The sequence below is a fragment of the Streptomyces sp. rh34 genome, assembly GCF_002551245.1.
Classification (GTDB): domain Bacteria; phylum Actinomycetota; class Actinomycetes; order Streptomycetales; family Streptomycetaceae; genus Streptomyces.
This window is the reverse complement of the sequence record NZ_NTGZ01000176.1, coordinates 1-15,583: the sequence shown is the minus strand read 5'-3', so window position 1 is coordinate 15,583 and position 15,583 is coordinate 1. Positions and strand designations below refer to the sequence as shown.

Annotated in this window: 11 protein-coding genes and 1 tRNA gene; 9 read left to right on the top strand and 3 right to left on the bottom strand. The window is 72.5% G+C overall.

Features of this window, described 5'->3' with window-relative positions:
* Positions 1-173: 173 nt before the first annotated feature.
* Together CR470_RS26505 and CR470_RS26500 are read right to left on the bottom strand one after the other, a co-directional pair.
* A complete protein-coding gene (locus CR470_RS26505) occupies positions 174-1,076 on the bottom strand; it encodes a transketolase family protein (RefSeq protein ID WP_097870049.1) in 903 nt (300 codons plus the stop codon).
* 68 nt (positions 1,077-1,144) lie between these two features.
* Positions 1,145-1,855 carry a transketolase gene (locus tag CR470_RS26500; protein WP_097870048.1) on the bottom strand — a complete coding sequence of 237 codons (711 nt, stop codon included), beginning with the start codon at positions 1,853-1,855 and terminating at the stop codon, positions 1,145-1,147.
* Positions 1,856-1,982: 127 nt separating this feature from the next.
* Between CR470_RS26500 and CR470_RS26495 the strand changes: the two genes are divergently transcribed.
* From CR470_RS26495 to CR470_RS26480, 4 genes are all read left to right on the top strand, one after another.
* Positions 1,983-2,056: transfer RNA gene (locus tag CR470_RS26495), tRNA-Pro, on the top strand.
* Between the two features lie 586 nt (positions 2,057-2,642).
* Entirely contained in the window at positions 2,643-3,023 is a 381-nt protein-coding gene (locus tag CR470_RS26490; RefSeq protein WP_097870047.1) for a hypothetical protein, read from the top strand.
* A 22-nt stretch (positions 3,024-3,045) separates the two neighbouring features.
* Complete coding sequence (locus CR470_RS26485) at positions 3,046-4,113, top strand: tetratricopeptide repeat protein (RefSeq protein ID WP_097870046.1); 1,068 nt, start codon at positions 3,046-3,048, stop codon at positions 4,111-4,113.
* Complete coding sequence (locus CR470_RS26480; protein WP_097870045.1) at positions 4,095-5,171, top strand: hypothetical protein; 1,077 nt, start codon at positions 4,095-4,097, stop codon at positions 5,169-5,171. Before CR470_RS26485 ends, CR470_RS26480 begins: the two co-directional genes overlap by 19 nt.
* A gap of 162 nt (positions 5,172-5,333) precedes the next feature.
* Here CR470_RS26480 and CR470_RS26475 read toward each other — a convergent pair whose 3' ends face one another.
* Positions 5,334-5,807, bottom strand: coding sequence for a MarR family winged helix-turn-helix transcriptional regulator (locus tag CR470_RS26475; RefSeq protein ID WP_097870044.1), 474 nt, complete (start codon positions 5,805-5,807; stop codon positions 5,334-5,336).
* Between the two features lie 122 nt (positions 5,808-5,929).
* Here CR470_RS26475 and CR470_RS26470 point away from each other — a divergent pair, with 122 nt between their 5' ends.
* From CR470_RS26470 to CR470_RS26450, 5 genes are all read left to right on the top strand, one after another.
* Positions 5,930-6,808, top strand: a complete 879-nt coding sequence (locus tag CR470_RS26470; RefSeq protein WP_097870043.1) for a DODA-type extradiol aromatic ring-opening family dioxygenase — start codon at positions 5,930-5,932, stop codon at positions 6,806-6,808.
* Positions 6,809-6,889: 81 nt separating this feature from the next.
* Positions 6,890-7,825, top strand: a complete 936-nt coding sequence (locus tag CR470_RS26465) for an NADP-dependent oxidoreductase (RefSeq protein WP_097870042.1) — start codon at positions 6,890-6,892, stop codon at positions 7,823-7,825.
* Between the two features lie 374 nt (positions 7,826-8,199).
* Complete coding sequence (locus tag CR470_RS26460; RefSeq protein WP_097870041.1) at positions 8,200-9,060, top strand: DUF4132 domain-containing protein; 861 nt, start codon at positions 8,200-8,202, stop codon at positions 9,058-9,060.
* Positions 9,057-14,255, top strand: coding sequence for a hypothetical protein (locus tag CR470_RS26455; RefSeq protein WP_097870040.1), 5,199 nt, complete (start codon positions 9,057-9,059; stop codon positions 14,253-14,255). The genes CR470_RS26460 and CR470_RS26455 overlap by 4 nt, the downstream gene beginning before the upstream one ends.
* On the top strand, positions 14,252-15,487 hold the full coding sequence (locus CR470_RS26450) for an AAA family ATPase (protein WP_097870039.1): 1,236 nt from the start codon (positions 14,252-14,254) through the stop codon (positions 15,485-15,487). Before CR470_RS26455 ends, CR470_RS26450 begins: the two co-directional genes overlap by 4 nt.
* Positions 15,488-15,583: the final 96 nt, after the last annotated feature.

Genomic DNA, 15,583 nt, shown 5'->3' with positions numbered 1-15,583 from the left:
GGCGAGGGGTGAGCGTGGCCGGCGACCGGTAGTGGGCGGCCGGGCGGTGTGCGGGCCGGGCTTGAGGGGCCGTGCGGGTGTGCGGACCGGCCTGGCGGACCGGCCTGGCGGACCGGCCTGGCGGACCGGCCCGGCGGGTCGGCCCGGCAGGCCGGGCGATGTGGGCCCGTGGATCAGGAGCGCAGGAATCCGGTGATCTGCTCCCGCAGACCGTGCGGGTCCAGGCCGTGCGCCGCGAGGTGCTCCTCCAGCTGCCCGTACCGACGCAGCTCGGCGCGCCCCACGCCCACCCCGAGCACCCGGTGGGGCAGGTCGATCAGCGCTTCGCCCGTCGTGGTGGCGGAGGTGCCCGCCAGATAGGGCTCCACGACCACCACGTCCGCGGTCGCAGCCGCACCGGCGGCACGGCGCACCCCCGCCGCGTCGAACGGCCGCACGGTCGTCGCGTACAGCACGGTGACGTCCAGCCCCTCGGTGGCGGCGAGGACGTTGTCGAGCATGGGGCCGACCGCGATCACGGTCCCGCGCCGCCCTTCGCGCACCACCGTGAACCCGGCCGTGCCGCTCACCGGCAGCGCCTCCCGGTTCGCCTGGAGCGAGAGGCGTACGTACACGCGGTCGTCGCCGGCGACCGACTCCCGCAGCAGGGCCTCGGCCTCGTCCGGATGGCCCGGCACGTGCACGGTCCAGCCTTCGAGCGTGTCCAGGAGGGCGACGTCACCGGGAGACATGTGCGTGAAGCCCCCGGCCGGCCAGTCGTACGAGCCGCCGGCGCTCACCAGGATCCCGCCGACCCCCTGATGCCCGAAGTCCAGCTTGACCTGCTCGAACGGCCGCTCCACCAGGAAGCTGGCGAAGGTGTGCACGATCGGCCGCATTCCCGTCAGCGCCATTCCCGCGCCGGCCCCGACGAGCAGCTGCTCCCGGATCCCGACGTTGATCACCCGGTCCGGGTGGGCGCGCAGAGCCGGGGCGAAGCCGTCGGTGCTGATGTCGGCGAGCACGACGGCCAGCCGGGGCTCCTCGTCCAGGAGTCGCGAGGCGGTGCTGATGAATCGGTCACGCATGGTGTCCATGAAGGGGTCCTCCTCGGGGCTCCGGTGTGCGGAGCCACGGTCGAGCGGTGGTCGTGCGGGTGGTGCGGTCAGCTCTTGGGTTCGACGCGGGCGACGACGGCCAGCGGTTTGCCCGGGTGGGGCGCGGTGAACGCCGCGTACAGGGCCTCGTGGTCGCGACCGTCCACGGTCACCGCCGCCCACCCGGCGGACGCGAAGCGGGAAGCGATCCCGCCGGGCCAGCCGTGGGTGGCGGACGCGTTGTCGATCACCAGCGTGTGGAGCTGTTCGAGCCCGGCAGGGCCCGCGTGGGCGATGGCTTCGTGGTTGCTGCCCTCGTCCAGCTCGGCGTCGCCGATCAGGACCCACACCCGGGGATCCGTGAGGCCCTGGGCGCGCAGCCCCAGTACGGTCCCGACGGCGAGCGGCAGCCCGTGTCCCAGGGACCCGCTGCCGATCTCCGCCCCCGGCACCAGAAGGCGGTCCGGGTGGTGCCCGAGCGGTGAGTCGTACGCTCCGAAGCCGGGCAGCAGTTCCTCTCCGAAGAAGCCGTGCGCGGCGAGGATGGCGTAGTACGCCATCGGCCCGTGCCCCTTGGACAGCAGGAAGCGGTCCCGCCCGGGGTCGTCGGCCGTCTCCGGTGTGACTCGGAGCACCCTGTCGTAGAGCACCCACAGAGCGTCGAGCGTGGAATGGGCGGCGGGGGCGTGCTTCTCGGCACCGGTCATCAGGGCGATCAGGCGGCCGAGGTCAGGGAATGTGCGGAGGCCACGCACAGGCGCGGCGGTCGTGTTCGTCACGACACCGAGCGTTCAACATCAACTGCGGTTGAGGTCAAGCGCGGCATGGTGTTGGTGACCACCTGCTGGAGTGCGGTATTGTTCTCATGCGCGTTCGGCCAGGGGAAACCCCAGGTCAGGCGGGCAGCGGGACGTGGCGCAGCTTGGTAGCGCACTTGACTGGGGGTCAAGGGGTCGCAGGTTCAAATCCTGTCGTCCCGACTGGAGACAGTCGCAGATCAGGGCCGGTTTCGGAGCAATCCGAAACCGGCCCTTGATCATTTTTGGGGACCGGTCGGGGACTGGGCGGGGTTCGGCGTCCTTGGTGGTCAGTGAACCGTGGCCGGGAAACCTGCGCAGGACGTGTACGTGGACCCCGGCGCCGGCGAGTCAGGTCGGTCCGGTGCGCCGGAGGCCGTGGCGGCGCGGATGCTCGCAGCCGGGCCTGGGTGGCCGGCCGTCCCGGCGTCCGCCTCTTTGAGCTGTACCAGCCGCAGTCGTTCAGCTCGGTGCGGCCGGTGTGCCGGGGCAGGCGCGCTTCCTCCATGGCTAACCGGCGTTACGCGGCCACGCCAGGGAAGAGCAGGCTCGCATTGCGCGGAGGCCACGCTGGAAATCAACCAGATCACCAACAAGCACGTCATCCTCAAGCGCCTGCACTACCCTCTGGTGAGGGCGGGTTACGCAGCGCTGTGTGCGAGTGTTGGGGGATGAAGTGGCAACGTCTGAAAGGGACTTGAGCGACGAGGGACGGTTGGGTTCGCCACGCGACGATGGCCCGCCAGACGGTTCGAGCGCGCTCGGTGAGATGGTCACCACGGCCGTCATCACCGCAGCCCTCGTGCCCTTCGTGCAGACGTTGGTGACCAAGGCCGCCGAGGACTCGTACGTCGTGGCCCGTGACTGGCTTCGACGGCAGTTCGACCGTGAGGACGCTGGTGAAGGCGAACCGGAGAGCGCGAGCAGGACGCTGTTGGTAGTCAGGGATCCCGATCCCGGGCTGAACGTGGCCCTGTGCCTCGTACCGGACGTCTCGCACGAGGCGATCCGTGCGCTGGAGCATTTCGACATCGAAGCGGTCACCGCCGAGGCCGAACCGGATGCGGTCACCAGAGTGCGGGTCTACTGGGACGAGGCGGCGGGTTCCTGGCAGGCCGAGCGCAGACGGCGCCGTCGCCGGGGCAACTGAGCTTCTGCTTGGAGGAGTTCGCATGGTGGTCGGTGCCATTTCACATCAGTGCTTTCACTTCTTCGATCTGCAAGTCCTCAACAGTTCCACGGACCTGTCGGCCTACTTGCGGAGGTGCGCCGGATCGACCTGCCCCCTGTGCCGGATCACGGTCAAGGAATTCGAACTGGTCATTGACGACATGGAAGTGAAGGGTCTCAGGAGCGGGGACACGCCCTGGAACCGTGGAGCCGAGCCGACAGAAGGTTTCCGCACGTTCCTTTCCGATCGGGACACGGGATTCACGCGGTTCCAGGGCGTTGCCGCACTCCTGCGCGCACAGGTCGCTGGTTCCGAGGAAGAGCGGCGGAAGAAGATGTGCGCCGCCTTGTCCGAGAAGTATCGGGCGGACATCGCGTTCACCGTGGCTCTGAACGCCCTGGAAGCAGGGGAGATCGGCAAGGCACGCCGTGCTCTCCAGGCCTGTCGGGAATCCGGGGACGATCATCTGCGTGCGAGCGCGGCGTTCAAGCTTGGCGAGACGCACCAGATCGAGGGCGATCAGCGAGCCGCGGCCAAGTGGTACCGAGCCGCTACGCAGACCGGGACGAGGGGCGTCCGCGCTGCCGCGCATCTCTATCTCGGCATCGCGCTCAGGAAGCTGGGCGACCTCGACAAGGCCCGGCGGGCGTATGAGGACGCCGTGAACTGCGGTGACACAGTGATCCGTGGGATGGCCGCCTTCCGGCTCGGCACCGTCTACGAGGATCTGGGCGACACGGCTAGGGCGCGCGAGACGTACGAGTTCACCGTCGGGCTCCACGATGAGGGCGCGTCGCACGAAGCCGCCGTGAATCTCGGCGCGATGGAAGAGGGCGACGGGCACTGGGACAGGGCCAAGAGCCTGTGGGAATACGCCTTCGAGACGGAGGACGAGGAGGTGAAACCCCACGCGGCGTTCAACCTCGGCCGGGTTTGGGAGCACGAAGGACACCTCAGAAACGCGAAGAAGTTTTATCGCATCGCAGCACGAACGGCCGCCCCCGAACTCGCCGCTCGGGCTCGCGGGTATCTGCGCAGCACCAGCCGGGTATGGCCCGCTGGGCGCTGACCATGACCACGGTGGATCCCCTGGAAGCGGAGTACCACGCGCTGCTGGAGCGACGCGGAGTCGGGCATCTCGTAGCCCCGCCCACCCCCGAGCAGATCAACGCGCTCATCGATCGGCTGGAGCCGGGGGAACAGGATCTCCACGCGGACCTCATCCGATCGATACGGGGCGGCGACTACTCGGTCCTTTACCAGAACCCCTATGAGGGCATCAGAGCGGACCTCCTTCATACACTCCAGCTCAGTGGAATCGCCCTGCCCGGCCCCGCGTACGTCGGTGAGTACCCGCACAACTCCTTCAACGCCCGGGCTTGTGCGGTGCCCGGCGGAACTCTGATCCTCGTCAACACCGGTCTGACCACCCTCCTTTTCCAGGTCGCGAAGTGCATCGGGGCCTCGTTCCGGGCCTTCACCAGGGCCGAGGGCACGGGCCTGCGGTTCGAGGTAGAGACCGCCGAGATGATCCGCCGACGGGATCACGCACGCGAGACCGTCGCGAAGGCGGTGGTCGCGTACGTGTTCCACGGGGACGCGCGACGCGGCGGCCGCATTCCGGTGGGCGCGGACTCACGTGCCCTCCTCGGGGTTCCGCTGGGCAATGCCGGCAGAGACTTCGTGGTCGGGCACGAGTTCGGGCACCTTCTGGCCGGCCATCTGCACGAGCCTGCCGCGCGAACTCACTTCGGGGAGTGGATCCGTAAGAGTCATCACCAGGAGTTCGAGGCGGACGAGATCGGCGCGCTGCTCATGCTCCGCCGGCTCGAAGGCTCCGGCGACCAGATCCAGAAGAACTTCACGGTCGCCGGGCCGTTCCTCTTCTTCGCCATCGACCATCTCGTGACCCGGGTCCGCAACGAGGTCCACGACATTCCCGCAGGCGTGATCGTCACGGACCACCCGCCGTCCGACGAGCGCGCCGCCGCTCTGCGTCGGCTGTTCGTGGAGATCGAAGGCCCCGGAGTCCTCCAGTTCGCCAACGCCTTCGTCTCCGTGCTGTCCGCGCAGGAGGACGACATCCTCGACCTCGTGGACAGCCTGGTGCACGTCGCGTCCGGTTGATGCTCCAGCAGCGCTTCCAGGGGTGGGGTCGGGAACCCTCCGGGCGCCACCTGATCCATGGGCGCGCTCGCAAGCGCGCCAGCGGAGGCCACGCCGCCCAGGTCCCCCGGATCGCCAACCTCGTGCGCGACGCCCGAGCGGCCATCGGCCCGACGGCGGTGCTCAGCCGCCTTCGAGTTCCCGGCGCACGGTAGCGGCGATGCGGGTCAGCGCGGCCTCGAGGTGGCGGCGCTGAGCGGCGCTGAGCGGATCGAACACGAGCCGCTTCACCTGCGCGACGTGTTCCGGTGCGCTCTCGACGAGCTTCTGCCGGCCGGCGTCGGTCAGGGCGGCGAGGGTGTATCGGCCGTCGCCGGGGTCGGTTCGGCGGGCGACCCAGTCGCGGGCTTCGAACCGATCCATCACCTTCGACAGCCGGGGCTGGGTGCTGTCGCAGAGCCGGGCCAGTTCGCTGAGCCGCATCGTGGCCTCGTCGGCCATGGACAACTGTGCGAGGACCCCGTACTCGAAGTTGGAGATGCCCGCGTCTCGCTGCAGCTGGCGGTCGAGGGCCGCGGGCAGGGCGATGACGACGGTGAGGAGCGCCTGCCACAGGTCCTGCTGGTCGTTGTCGAGCCAGGGCGACTGAGTATCCATGAGCCCATCATACTTGCCCGGGAAACTCGCATCACTTGCCTGGGCAACCCTTGGTGCGCTAGCTTTCAACTTGCCTAGGCAAGTGAAAACACTTTCCTCGGCAAGTTAAGGAGTTGATCTCGATGATGGCCACGAGCAGCCTGGCTCGGACCTCCCCGCCGCGTGCTCCCGCCGCGGCGTACGACGACCTGCTCGCCCGGGTCCTGCCACAGGCCCGCGAGCAGCGGGTGTGGGATCCCTCCGACGGGCCCCTGCCCAGCCTCTTCGTCAGCCACGGTGCCCCGTTCACCCTCGACGATCCCCGGTGGCTCGGAGACCTCTTCGACTGGGCCCGTTCGATGCCCAAGCCCCGGGCTGTCGTCGTCGTCTCGGCCCACTGGGAACGGGCGCCCGCCGCGATTTCCGGGGCAGAGGCCGGCACCCCGCTCCACTACGATTTCAGCGGATTCCACCCCCGGTACAAGACCCTTCCCTACGCGACCCCGGACGCCACCGACCTGGCTCGGCGACTCACGGGCCTGCTGGGGCGGACGCCTGTGCACGCGTTCGCCGACCGCGGCCTCGACCACGGCGCCTTCATCCCGCTCATGGCCATGTATCCCGCGGCCGACGTTCCGGTCGTGCAACTGTCGATGCCCAGCCTCGACCCCGGCGCCCTGCTCGCACTCGGGGCACGCCTTCGGCCTCTGCGCGAAGAAGGCGTCCTCGTTCTCGGCTCGGGCTTCATGACACACAGCTTCGCCGTCTTCCACCGGCCCGAGCTCGCCGCCGACACCGCGGCCTTCGACGAATGGGCCGTCGACGCCCTCGCCCGGGGCGACGTCGACGCCCTCACCGACTACCGCGCCAAGGCGCCCGGCGCCGCGGTCGCCCATCCGACGGCCGAGCACTTCGTGCCGCTGCTCCTCGCCGTCGGAGCCGCCGATGACCCAGCCGGCGCCGTGAGCGCCATCGACCACATGGTGCTGGGCAACTCGACCCGGTCGGTGCAGCTGACCTGAGCGCGCCGACGCGCTTCACCGTCCCGCCTGACGGACTCGTCCGCCGGCGGCGACATCGAACACACCCTGGAGGAAAGTTTCATGAAGGCAATACGTTTCCACGAGTTCGGCAGCAGCGAGGTCCTGCGCTACGAGGACGTCGAGCGTCCGGTCCCCGGCTCCGGCCAGGTGCTGGTGCGGGTGGCGGCCACGTCGTTCAACCCGGTCGACGACCACATCCGCGCCGGTTTCCTGGCCGAGATGCTCCCGATCACACTCCCGTACGTTCCGGGGATCGACGTGGCGGGCACCGTCGCTGAACTCGGTTCGGACGTGACCGGCCCGGAGGTCGGGGACCGCGTCGTGGCGATGCTGCCGCTCGACTCCGCCGGTGGCGCCGCCGAGTACGTGCTCGTCCCGGCCGGGTCACTGGCCCCGGCGCCCCGGACGACGGAGCTGGTCGACGCCGCGGCGCTGCCGCTGACCGGCTTGGCGGCCTGGCAGGTGCTGTTCGAGCTCGCCGAGCTGAAGCCCGGTCAGACCGTGCTGGTCAACGGGGCGGGGGGCGCGGTCGGCAGCCTCGTGGTGCAGCTCGCCGTCGACGCGGGGGCGCACGTGACGGCGGTGGACGCACCGCAGCACGCCGACCGTCTTCGGGGCTATGGCGCGGACCGGGTCACCGGCCCCCTCGACCTCGCCGCGGGCCCGGATGCTGTGGGCGGCCCGTTCCAGGTCGTGGTGAACCATGTGCGCGTCTCCCCGGAGGAGCTCGCGCAGCTGACGAACTTCGTCGCCGACGGCGGGGTCTCCGCCAGCACGGCCGGCCCGATCCCCGAGGACCCCGCCCGGGGAGTGCGCGGCGCGAGTCTGTGGGTCCGCAGCGACGGAGCCCAGCTGGCCGAGTTGGTCGCCAAGGTGGATTCCGGCAAGCTCCGGGTCCACGTCGCCGCCCGCCGCCCGGTGGCCGAGCTGGCCGCCGTCCATGAGGACGCCGGCGCCGGGCGGCTGCCCGGCAAGACGGTCGTACTCGCTCCCTGAGCGCACCCGATCGGGCCGCATGCCGCTCGCGCTCCGCGCTTCGGCGCGGGCAGCCGGGCCGAGGGGGCCGACGTTCTCGGCCCCCTCGGCCGCCGACACCCCTCGCTCCCGGCGGACCGCCCGTCGCTCCGGCGTGTTCCGTGGCGTCGCTCCGGCGGGTTCCACGGCTTCGAGGACCGGTCCTCGAAGCGACGGTGGGCGCGTCGGGCGGTCCTGCGCGGGCGCGGTCCCCGGGTCGATGCGGAGGGGGCCCGAACGCATTGTCACTGGGGCCGCTTAGAGTCTCTCCCACTCGTCACGGTGCGTTGCCGTCGACGGGTCTCATCAGCGTGCCACCGGTTCGGCGGCCGTTCGGAAACAGGGGAGAACAGCGCATGGGGTGGGTGTCGGCAGGCGACTACGAAGTCGCTCTGGAGGCGGGCAAGGTGGTCTGCCGCAACGGGAAGGGGCGGCGGCTGAAGTCCGTTCCGGCCAAGTTGAAGGACGATCCGGCGGTCGTGGGTCTCCGGCAGCTGACCGAGTGGATGGAGCGGCACGAACGCCGCTGCCTGACCGACGTCGAGCAGTGGATGGTGCGGTCGCTGCCCGTTCCCACGGCCGTGCTCGCCAGGGTCTGGCCCGACCCGGCGTGGCAGGCGGCCCTGCGGGACGTCGTGGTCACCGGCGCCGGCGGAGGGGTCGCGGGGTTCCTGCGCGATGTCGATCCCGAGCGCGGTCTCGGCCTCGTCGACCTGGACGGCGACACGGTCCGCATCACCCCGGACGTGGTCAGCGTGCCCCACCCCGTCCTCCTCGACGACCTCGACGACCTGCGGGAGTTCGCGGTCGAGCTGGGGGTGCGCCAGAACGTGGAGCAGCTGTTCCGTGAGGTGTGGCACCGCCCGCCGGGCCTCGCCCCGGAGACCACTTCCGTGGATACCTACGCCGGCGGCGTGTTCAAGGAACTGCGCTTCCTGCACGGCCGCGTCACTCAACTCGGGTACCGGTCGCGCGGGGGATACGCGGTCTGCCCGGTGGTCGAGGACGGCGCCACCGCCGAGGCGCGCATCTGGATCGGCGAGCACGACGGATACGACGAGTACGGCACCGAGACGGGCCCCCTGGGCTGGACCGACCCCGCCGGGCGCGCGCTGACGGCCGCCGAGGTCGGCCCCGTGGCCTGGTCGGAGGGCATGCGGATGGCGGCGGCACTCTACGCCGGCCGCGACGTGGCGGACGAGGAGCTGGCGGCATGAGCATCACGACGACGAACACGGACGCGAACACGACGGCCCGGGACACGGCGTTCCTTCCCGGCCAGGCCCGGGGCGAGAGCACCTCGGGCCCCGCCGCCGAGGCCCGGGCGACGGCCCTGCTGGACGCGGGCGCGATCCTCCCCGCCGGCACCACCGGCCGGGACGACGCCGACGCGCTGACTGCCCGCACCTACACGCACACCGCCCTCGGCGACCGCCCCGTGGTCCGGCTCGTGCCCGGCACACTCGGCGAAGCCGAGGACCTGGCCCTGGAGTTCCTCGGGCTGGCCCGGACCGCCGAGGCCCCCGTCGTGGGTCAGGTGCGCCGCGAGACGCTGGGCTTCCCGGCCTGGGCGCTGGTCAACGACCCGGCCAACGGGCACCACGCCCTGGCCCTGGTCAAGGACATCGAGCGGCTGGGCCGGCAGGCCAGAAGCCGCGCCGGAGCGGCCAAGGAGGGCTTCGACGCCCTCGGCGCCCGGCTCGGCCGGGCCGTGCCCCACTTCCTTCCCACCTACTACGAGCAGGTGGCACGCCTCTTCCTCCAGGCCGAGAACACCAGCTACGCCGCCTCCTTCTTCGGCAAGGCCCGCGAGGCCGAGCGGGTGCACGGGCTGGTCGTGGACGAGGAGCGGCAGCGGGCCGTCTTCCTGGAGTTCGCCCTCGTCGGCGCGCTGACCGTCAAGGCGCTCCGGCAGTACGTACGGGACCTGGTGGCCCGGCTCGCACCGGCGGACGCCTGGGCGCAGTTCCGCCGTCTGCTGGTCGAGCGCTGCGCCGCCGGCATGCCGCCGTACGCGGCGCTGCCGCAGGACGTGCGCGCACTGGTCAAGGCCGCCGGGCTGGACCGCGAGGCCGCCGAACAGGAGCTGGTGGCCGATCTGATCGGCTCGCCGGGGGTCGTCCGCGCACCCGCCTCGTTCTGGGCGGCGTACCGCTCCTCGCTCATCGTCCTCGCCCGACGGGACGCGGCCGTGAAGACCCGCCTCCTGGGCTTCTTCCCGGAGACCTTCAGCGAGGGCGGCCGGGACGCGGACGGCGAGCCCGGCTGGCTCGCGTTGCTGGCCGAGTCCGGCGCCGAGGAGCTGCTGACCGCCCTCCCGGACACCTCCGGCGACCTGCCCTCCGACTCCGCCGCCCTCGCCGCGCCGTCCGTCTCCCCGGCGGACTGGCTCGCCCGCTGGGAGGCACACCGCAGGCGCAGCCGGGTCACCTCGGGCCGCTGCCCGGGGACCCTCGATCTGGCCGCCCGGATGGCGGACCGGCTGCGTGCCGACGGGCGCCCCGTCGAACTGTTCCAGGGCCGCTGGCAGCGCACCGCCGACCTGGACCTTCTCGATCTCTGCCTGGCCTCCGGCGTCCCCGTCGCCGAGCCGGACGACCAGGACGCGGGGACCGCGCGGTCCCTCGGTGTCCCGATCGGCCCGTGGCTCACCGACACCACGCCCGGCGCGCGGGATCTCACCGCCGTAGCCGAACGGCCGGTCTTCCGCGCGCTGCTGAGCCGGAACGTCGGGAACCTGGGCGACGGACACCGCCAGAGGCTGAGCGACGCCGGCCTGGCGAAGATCGCGGCGCACCCCGTGCTCTCCGTCATCCTGCGGGAGTGGCTGACCGCCCGTGCCGAGGAGTACACGGCCGCACGCGGGCTCCCCGGGCTGCGCACCGCCCTCAACAGGCTCTCGCCGTTCCGCCCCGTGGTCGCGGACGTCGCCCCGGAAGCCGTACGACTCCTCGAGAGCCACGAAGTCGTGCCGCTGCTCGCCTCCACCCTGCGTACCGGCGTCCTCGACGAACTGGGCTGGCCCGCGCTCGACGCGACCTACGCCGAACTGGCCGCCGAGGCCGCAGCCGCCGGGCGTCAGCAACGCAACCGGCGGGAGAGCGTCGGCGTCACCGGCGCCTGGCCCGCACTGATCCTGAACACCCTCGAACGGGCCGTCGTCATCGGCCCGGAAGGCGTTCTGCTGCGGCACACCCTGCGGCTCCCCGCCACCGTCGACCACTGGCGGACGATCGTCCTGCGTTACGTCGACGGGGAGTTGCTGGTCATCTGGTGGGAGGACGGCAAGCAGCGCGGCTACTGGTCGCACCGCCCCGCCGAGGTCTTCACCGTCGGTGGCGAGCAGATCCCCCGCTGGGGCGGCTCCGGCCCCTCGGACGAGGTCTGCCTGCCGCTGCCCGGCGGCGGCCGCGCCACGGGCGGCAAGGCCCTGCACGCGGGAGACACCTCCCTCCCGCCCCAGCGCGCCGTCATCTCCGACGGCACCGGTCACTGGCGAGAGGGCCACCAGGGCACACAGCGGGTGTGGCTGGAGTACGACCCGGCCGGCGGCACGCACGGCCGCGCGTCCCTCCCCGCCTTCCTCCGCTCCGGGGTGCACGACGGAGCCCGGCTGCTCGCCGAGCACTGCCAGGTGCTGCCCCTCCAGCCCGGCCTGGAGACCACCCCGTTCGGCACGGACGGCACGGTCCTCGGCCGCTGGGTCCGGCTCATGGCCACCGAGACCGGAACGGCCGCCCCCGCCGACGGGCACCGCATCGTCGCCGGCACTCCCGACGGCCACACGGTCACCCTGCCGCTCCCGCTGCCCGGCGGAGGCTCCCCGGTGCCGATCGGCGCCCTCGCCCTGCCCGGCGGTTCACGGCCGGTCGCGGCCCTGAACCACCGCTCCGTGGAAGCGCACCCGGCGGACACGGACGGCACCGGTGGCAGCCTGTGGTCCGTCACCACCGACTCCTCCGGCGGGAACGACGTGGCGGGCACCCCCTATGTGCCTCCCGTCGCCTACTGGCACGCCCTGCGCCCGAGGGACGAGCGGGGCTCCTTGGCCCTGCGGAACCTGACGGACGCCCGGGCGGATGAGCTGTTCAACGAGGTCGCCGCCGCGGTCGCCCGGCACCTGGAGGCATTCCGGGCCGTCGAGGACTACACCGGGCCCTCCGCGCGGGAGCTGACCGAGGAGGCCGCCGCCCGGGTGCTGCCCGAGGTGTCCGACGCACGGCTTCTCGCGGGCGTCACCGCGCTCGCCCGGAACGCGGTGGACCGGGCTGTCGCAGCCGCCCGGTATCTGGAACCGCCCGAGGACGTTCAGCCGGTCACTCCCCGGGACACCGCGCGCACCAAGGGCATGTTCTTCGACCACGACCCCGAGCACGGCGACGACACGACGCTGCGGGACGCCTCCGCCTGGGGTCACGAGCGGATGCACGGCAGCTGGTGGAGCGGCGGCCGCCGATGGACCGCGATCCGGCAGATCCTCGCCGTCAACCATGTCCTCGGCGGCGGGCCGGCGTTCGGCCCGCCCACGCCGTCGAAGGTCGCGTTCACCCCTGCGGACGGCTGGCAGCGGGACGAGTACACCGTGCCCGGCGACGCCCTCACCTGGACCTCCGTCCTCGACAAGCTGCCCGAACTGGCCTACCGGGCCGCCTCGGCGACCACGTCCCCCGAGCACCGCGCCGGACTCCTCGTACTGCTGGAAGCGCTCGCCGCGGGGCCGCTGGCCGACCCGGCGGGCACGGTCAGGCTGGTGGAGCTCGCCGAACCGCTCGGCGGAGTGGCGCCCGGGCGCGGTCGCCCCGAGGCCGTGCACCGCCTCGGCCAGGTGCTCCGCAAGGACGCCCGCACGGTCGTGGTCATCGCCGACCGCGGCCGGAACTCCCGGGACGACGCCGCGTGCTGGCTCGCTCTGGACCACGACCCGACCGGCGCCTTCGGTCCCGTCCCCGGCTTCACCCTGGACCGCGAGCGCGTTCACCGGCAGGGCATCGCCCGCGACCGGCTCACCCGGCTTACCGCCCTGGTACGGGAGAAGGGCCCGGCGCCGTGGCGCCCGGAGGCCGTCGAGGCGTTCCACACGGCCACCGGAATCGGTCCCCTCCAGTCCGCCGCCCTGCTGGCGGCAGCCGTCCAGGAGCCCGGAGCCGAGGCGCTCGCGCTGCTCGGCGCGAAGACACGTGCCTTCGAGGAGGCGCAGGCAAGGCTGGACGCCCTGCCCCGCGACGACCGGCACGCCCTGCTTCGGGCGCTGCTGCCCGAGGACCCGGCCGAGCTGTGGTCCACGGGCCCCGACGTCCGGGCTGCCGCCGAGGTCTGGCAGGAGCGCCTGGCCTCCCTCGTACGCGTACCCGAAGAGCTGGACCTCGACCTCTCGGGCACCACCCCGGGCGCCGTCGACCTGGTCCTCAACGCGGGCTCCCGGACCTGGCTCGCCCACGGCGCCGCCGTCCAGGACGGCACAGGCCGCCCGGGCCCGCGCGTGACGGGCGCACGCGGCACGGTCGCCTCCGCCCTGACCGCCCTGCACACCCTCGCCTACACGCTGCCGTACGGGCACCCGCTGCGGGCGCACCTGCCCATCGGGCTCGCGGCCCTGCGCAGCCGCCTCGCCGACCCGGACCTGGTGCTGGATTTCGGTCTGCACTGGACCGAGTCGGGGGGCCCGATCGGCGCCGTGGTCCGCGCCGCCCACGGACTCCCCGAGTCCGGCGGCGCCGACGCCGACGGGCTGGTCAGGGTCGGCACGGCGCTGCTCCTCGCTCCCGGTTACGGCAACAACGAGAAGCTGCTGATTCGCCCGGCCGGCCTGGCGGGCTCCGACGACCCGGTGTTCGGCCTCGTCGAGGGCACCGTCAGCAGCCACGGCACCGGCGATCTGCTCGCCCTGCGCGCACTGCTGGGCGAGGAGACCGACCTGCTGGCCTCGGCGGGCGCCCCCGACGGCTCCCCGCACCACCCGGGGCAGGACCCGACGCGTGCGGTGCCGGACCTGGTGGCCGAGGCAGCCGACGCCCTCGGCCTGAGCGCGGACGCCTCCGCGCTCTACCTGATGCTGCTCGCCCTGCCCGACCCCACGGACCGCAACTGCGTCCGCTGGACCGAGTGGAAGCCGGCACGGGTCAAGAGGGCCCGGGCGGAACTCGCCGCCACCGACCTCGTCGTGGAGGCGAAGCGCGCCCGCGCCGGTCGCACGTTGTTCCTCCCCTGCGGCTGGCTGGAACGCCGCGCTCCCGGACTGCCGTTGGAGACCTGGAAGGAACGCCTGTACCCCGTGGCCGGGTCCACCCGGACCCTGCCCCACCTCCCGGTGTCCGCGCTGTTCGCGGCCGCCTGGGCACGGGCGCGCGGTGGCGACGCCCCCGCCTTCGAAGAACTGGACACCCGCGCAACCCGGAAGGGCCGCCGCCGATGACGAACGACACCACGATCACCCCGGACAGCACCACCCCGGACAGCACCACGGGCGGCATCCCGGGCCAGGCGACGGCGCCCGGCCGGGAGCACCGCCAGATCACGCTCCCCGAGGACCGGTACGCCACCGAGCTGGCCTTCCTCGCCGCCCACGACCCCGGGCCCCGGCCGCCGGGCTGGCTGCTCACCCCGCGCGCCGTCGTCACCTTCGTGACGGGCAGCGCGGGCGAGGCACTGGGCCTGCCGAAGGGCGCCGGGCCCGGCGCCGGGGTGCCGCGCCGCCTGGTGATCGAGCAGAAGTTCGTCGGCGAACGCGCCCTGGTCGAACGGTGCGTGGTCACCCTCGCCGGAGAGCGCGGACTTCTCCTCGTGGGTGAACCCGGCACCGCCAAGTCCATGCTCTCCGAACTGCTGTCGGCGGCCGTCTGCGGGACCAGCGCGCTCACCGTGCAGGGCACCGCGGGCACCACCGAGGACCAGCTCAAGTACGGCTGGAACTACGCGCTGCTGCTGGCCCAGGGACCCACCGAGCAGGCCCTGGTGCCCTCCCCGGTCCTCGCCGCCATGACCCGTGGGGCCGTCGCGCGCGTCGAGGAGGTCACCCGCTGCCTGCCGGAGGTCCAGGACGCTCTCGTGTCGCTGCTCTCCGAACGGCGGATCGCTGTCCCCGAGCTCGCGGGCAGCGAGGGCGCCCAGGTGCACGCGGCCCCCGGGTTCACGCTCATCGCCACCGCCAACCTGCGGGACAAGGGAGTCTCGGAGATGTCCGCCGCGCTGAAGCGGCGCTTCAACTTCGAGACGGTGGGCCCCATCGGGGACGTGGACGCCGAGACCGCGCTCGTACGGCGCCAGTCGCGGGCAGCCGTCGAACGTGTGGGCGCCGCCTACCAGGTGGACGACGCGGTCCTCGAAGCGCTGGTCACCGCCTTCCGGGACCTGCGCGAGGGCCGCTCCGTGGAAGGCTGGGAGGTCGAGCGCCCCTCCACGGTGATGAGCACGGCGGAGGCGGTCTCCGTCGCGGGCTCCCTGGGCCTGGCCGCCGCCTACTTCCCCGGCGACCGGGACGTGCTCTCCCTCCTGCCCGGCCATATCCTCGGCGTCGTCCGAAAGGACGACCCCGCCGACGCGGCACGGCTGCTGGGGTACTGGGACGGCCCGGTGCGCAGGCGTGCCGAGCAGGGGTCGGCCACCTGGCGTGCCCTGTGGGACCTGCGCGCGGTGCTGGAGAACTGACGGATGAGCGAGTCGACCATCCCCGGGACACGGTCCACCGCGGAGGTGGTGCCCCCAACGGAGGCGCCGCCCACCGCCGGCGCGCCGGGCCCCGCT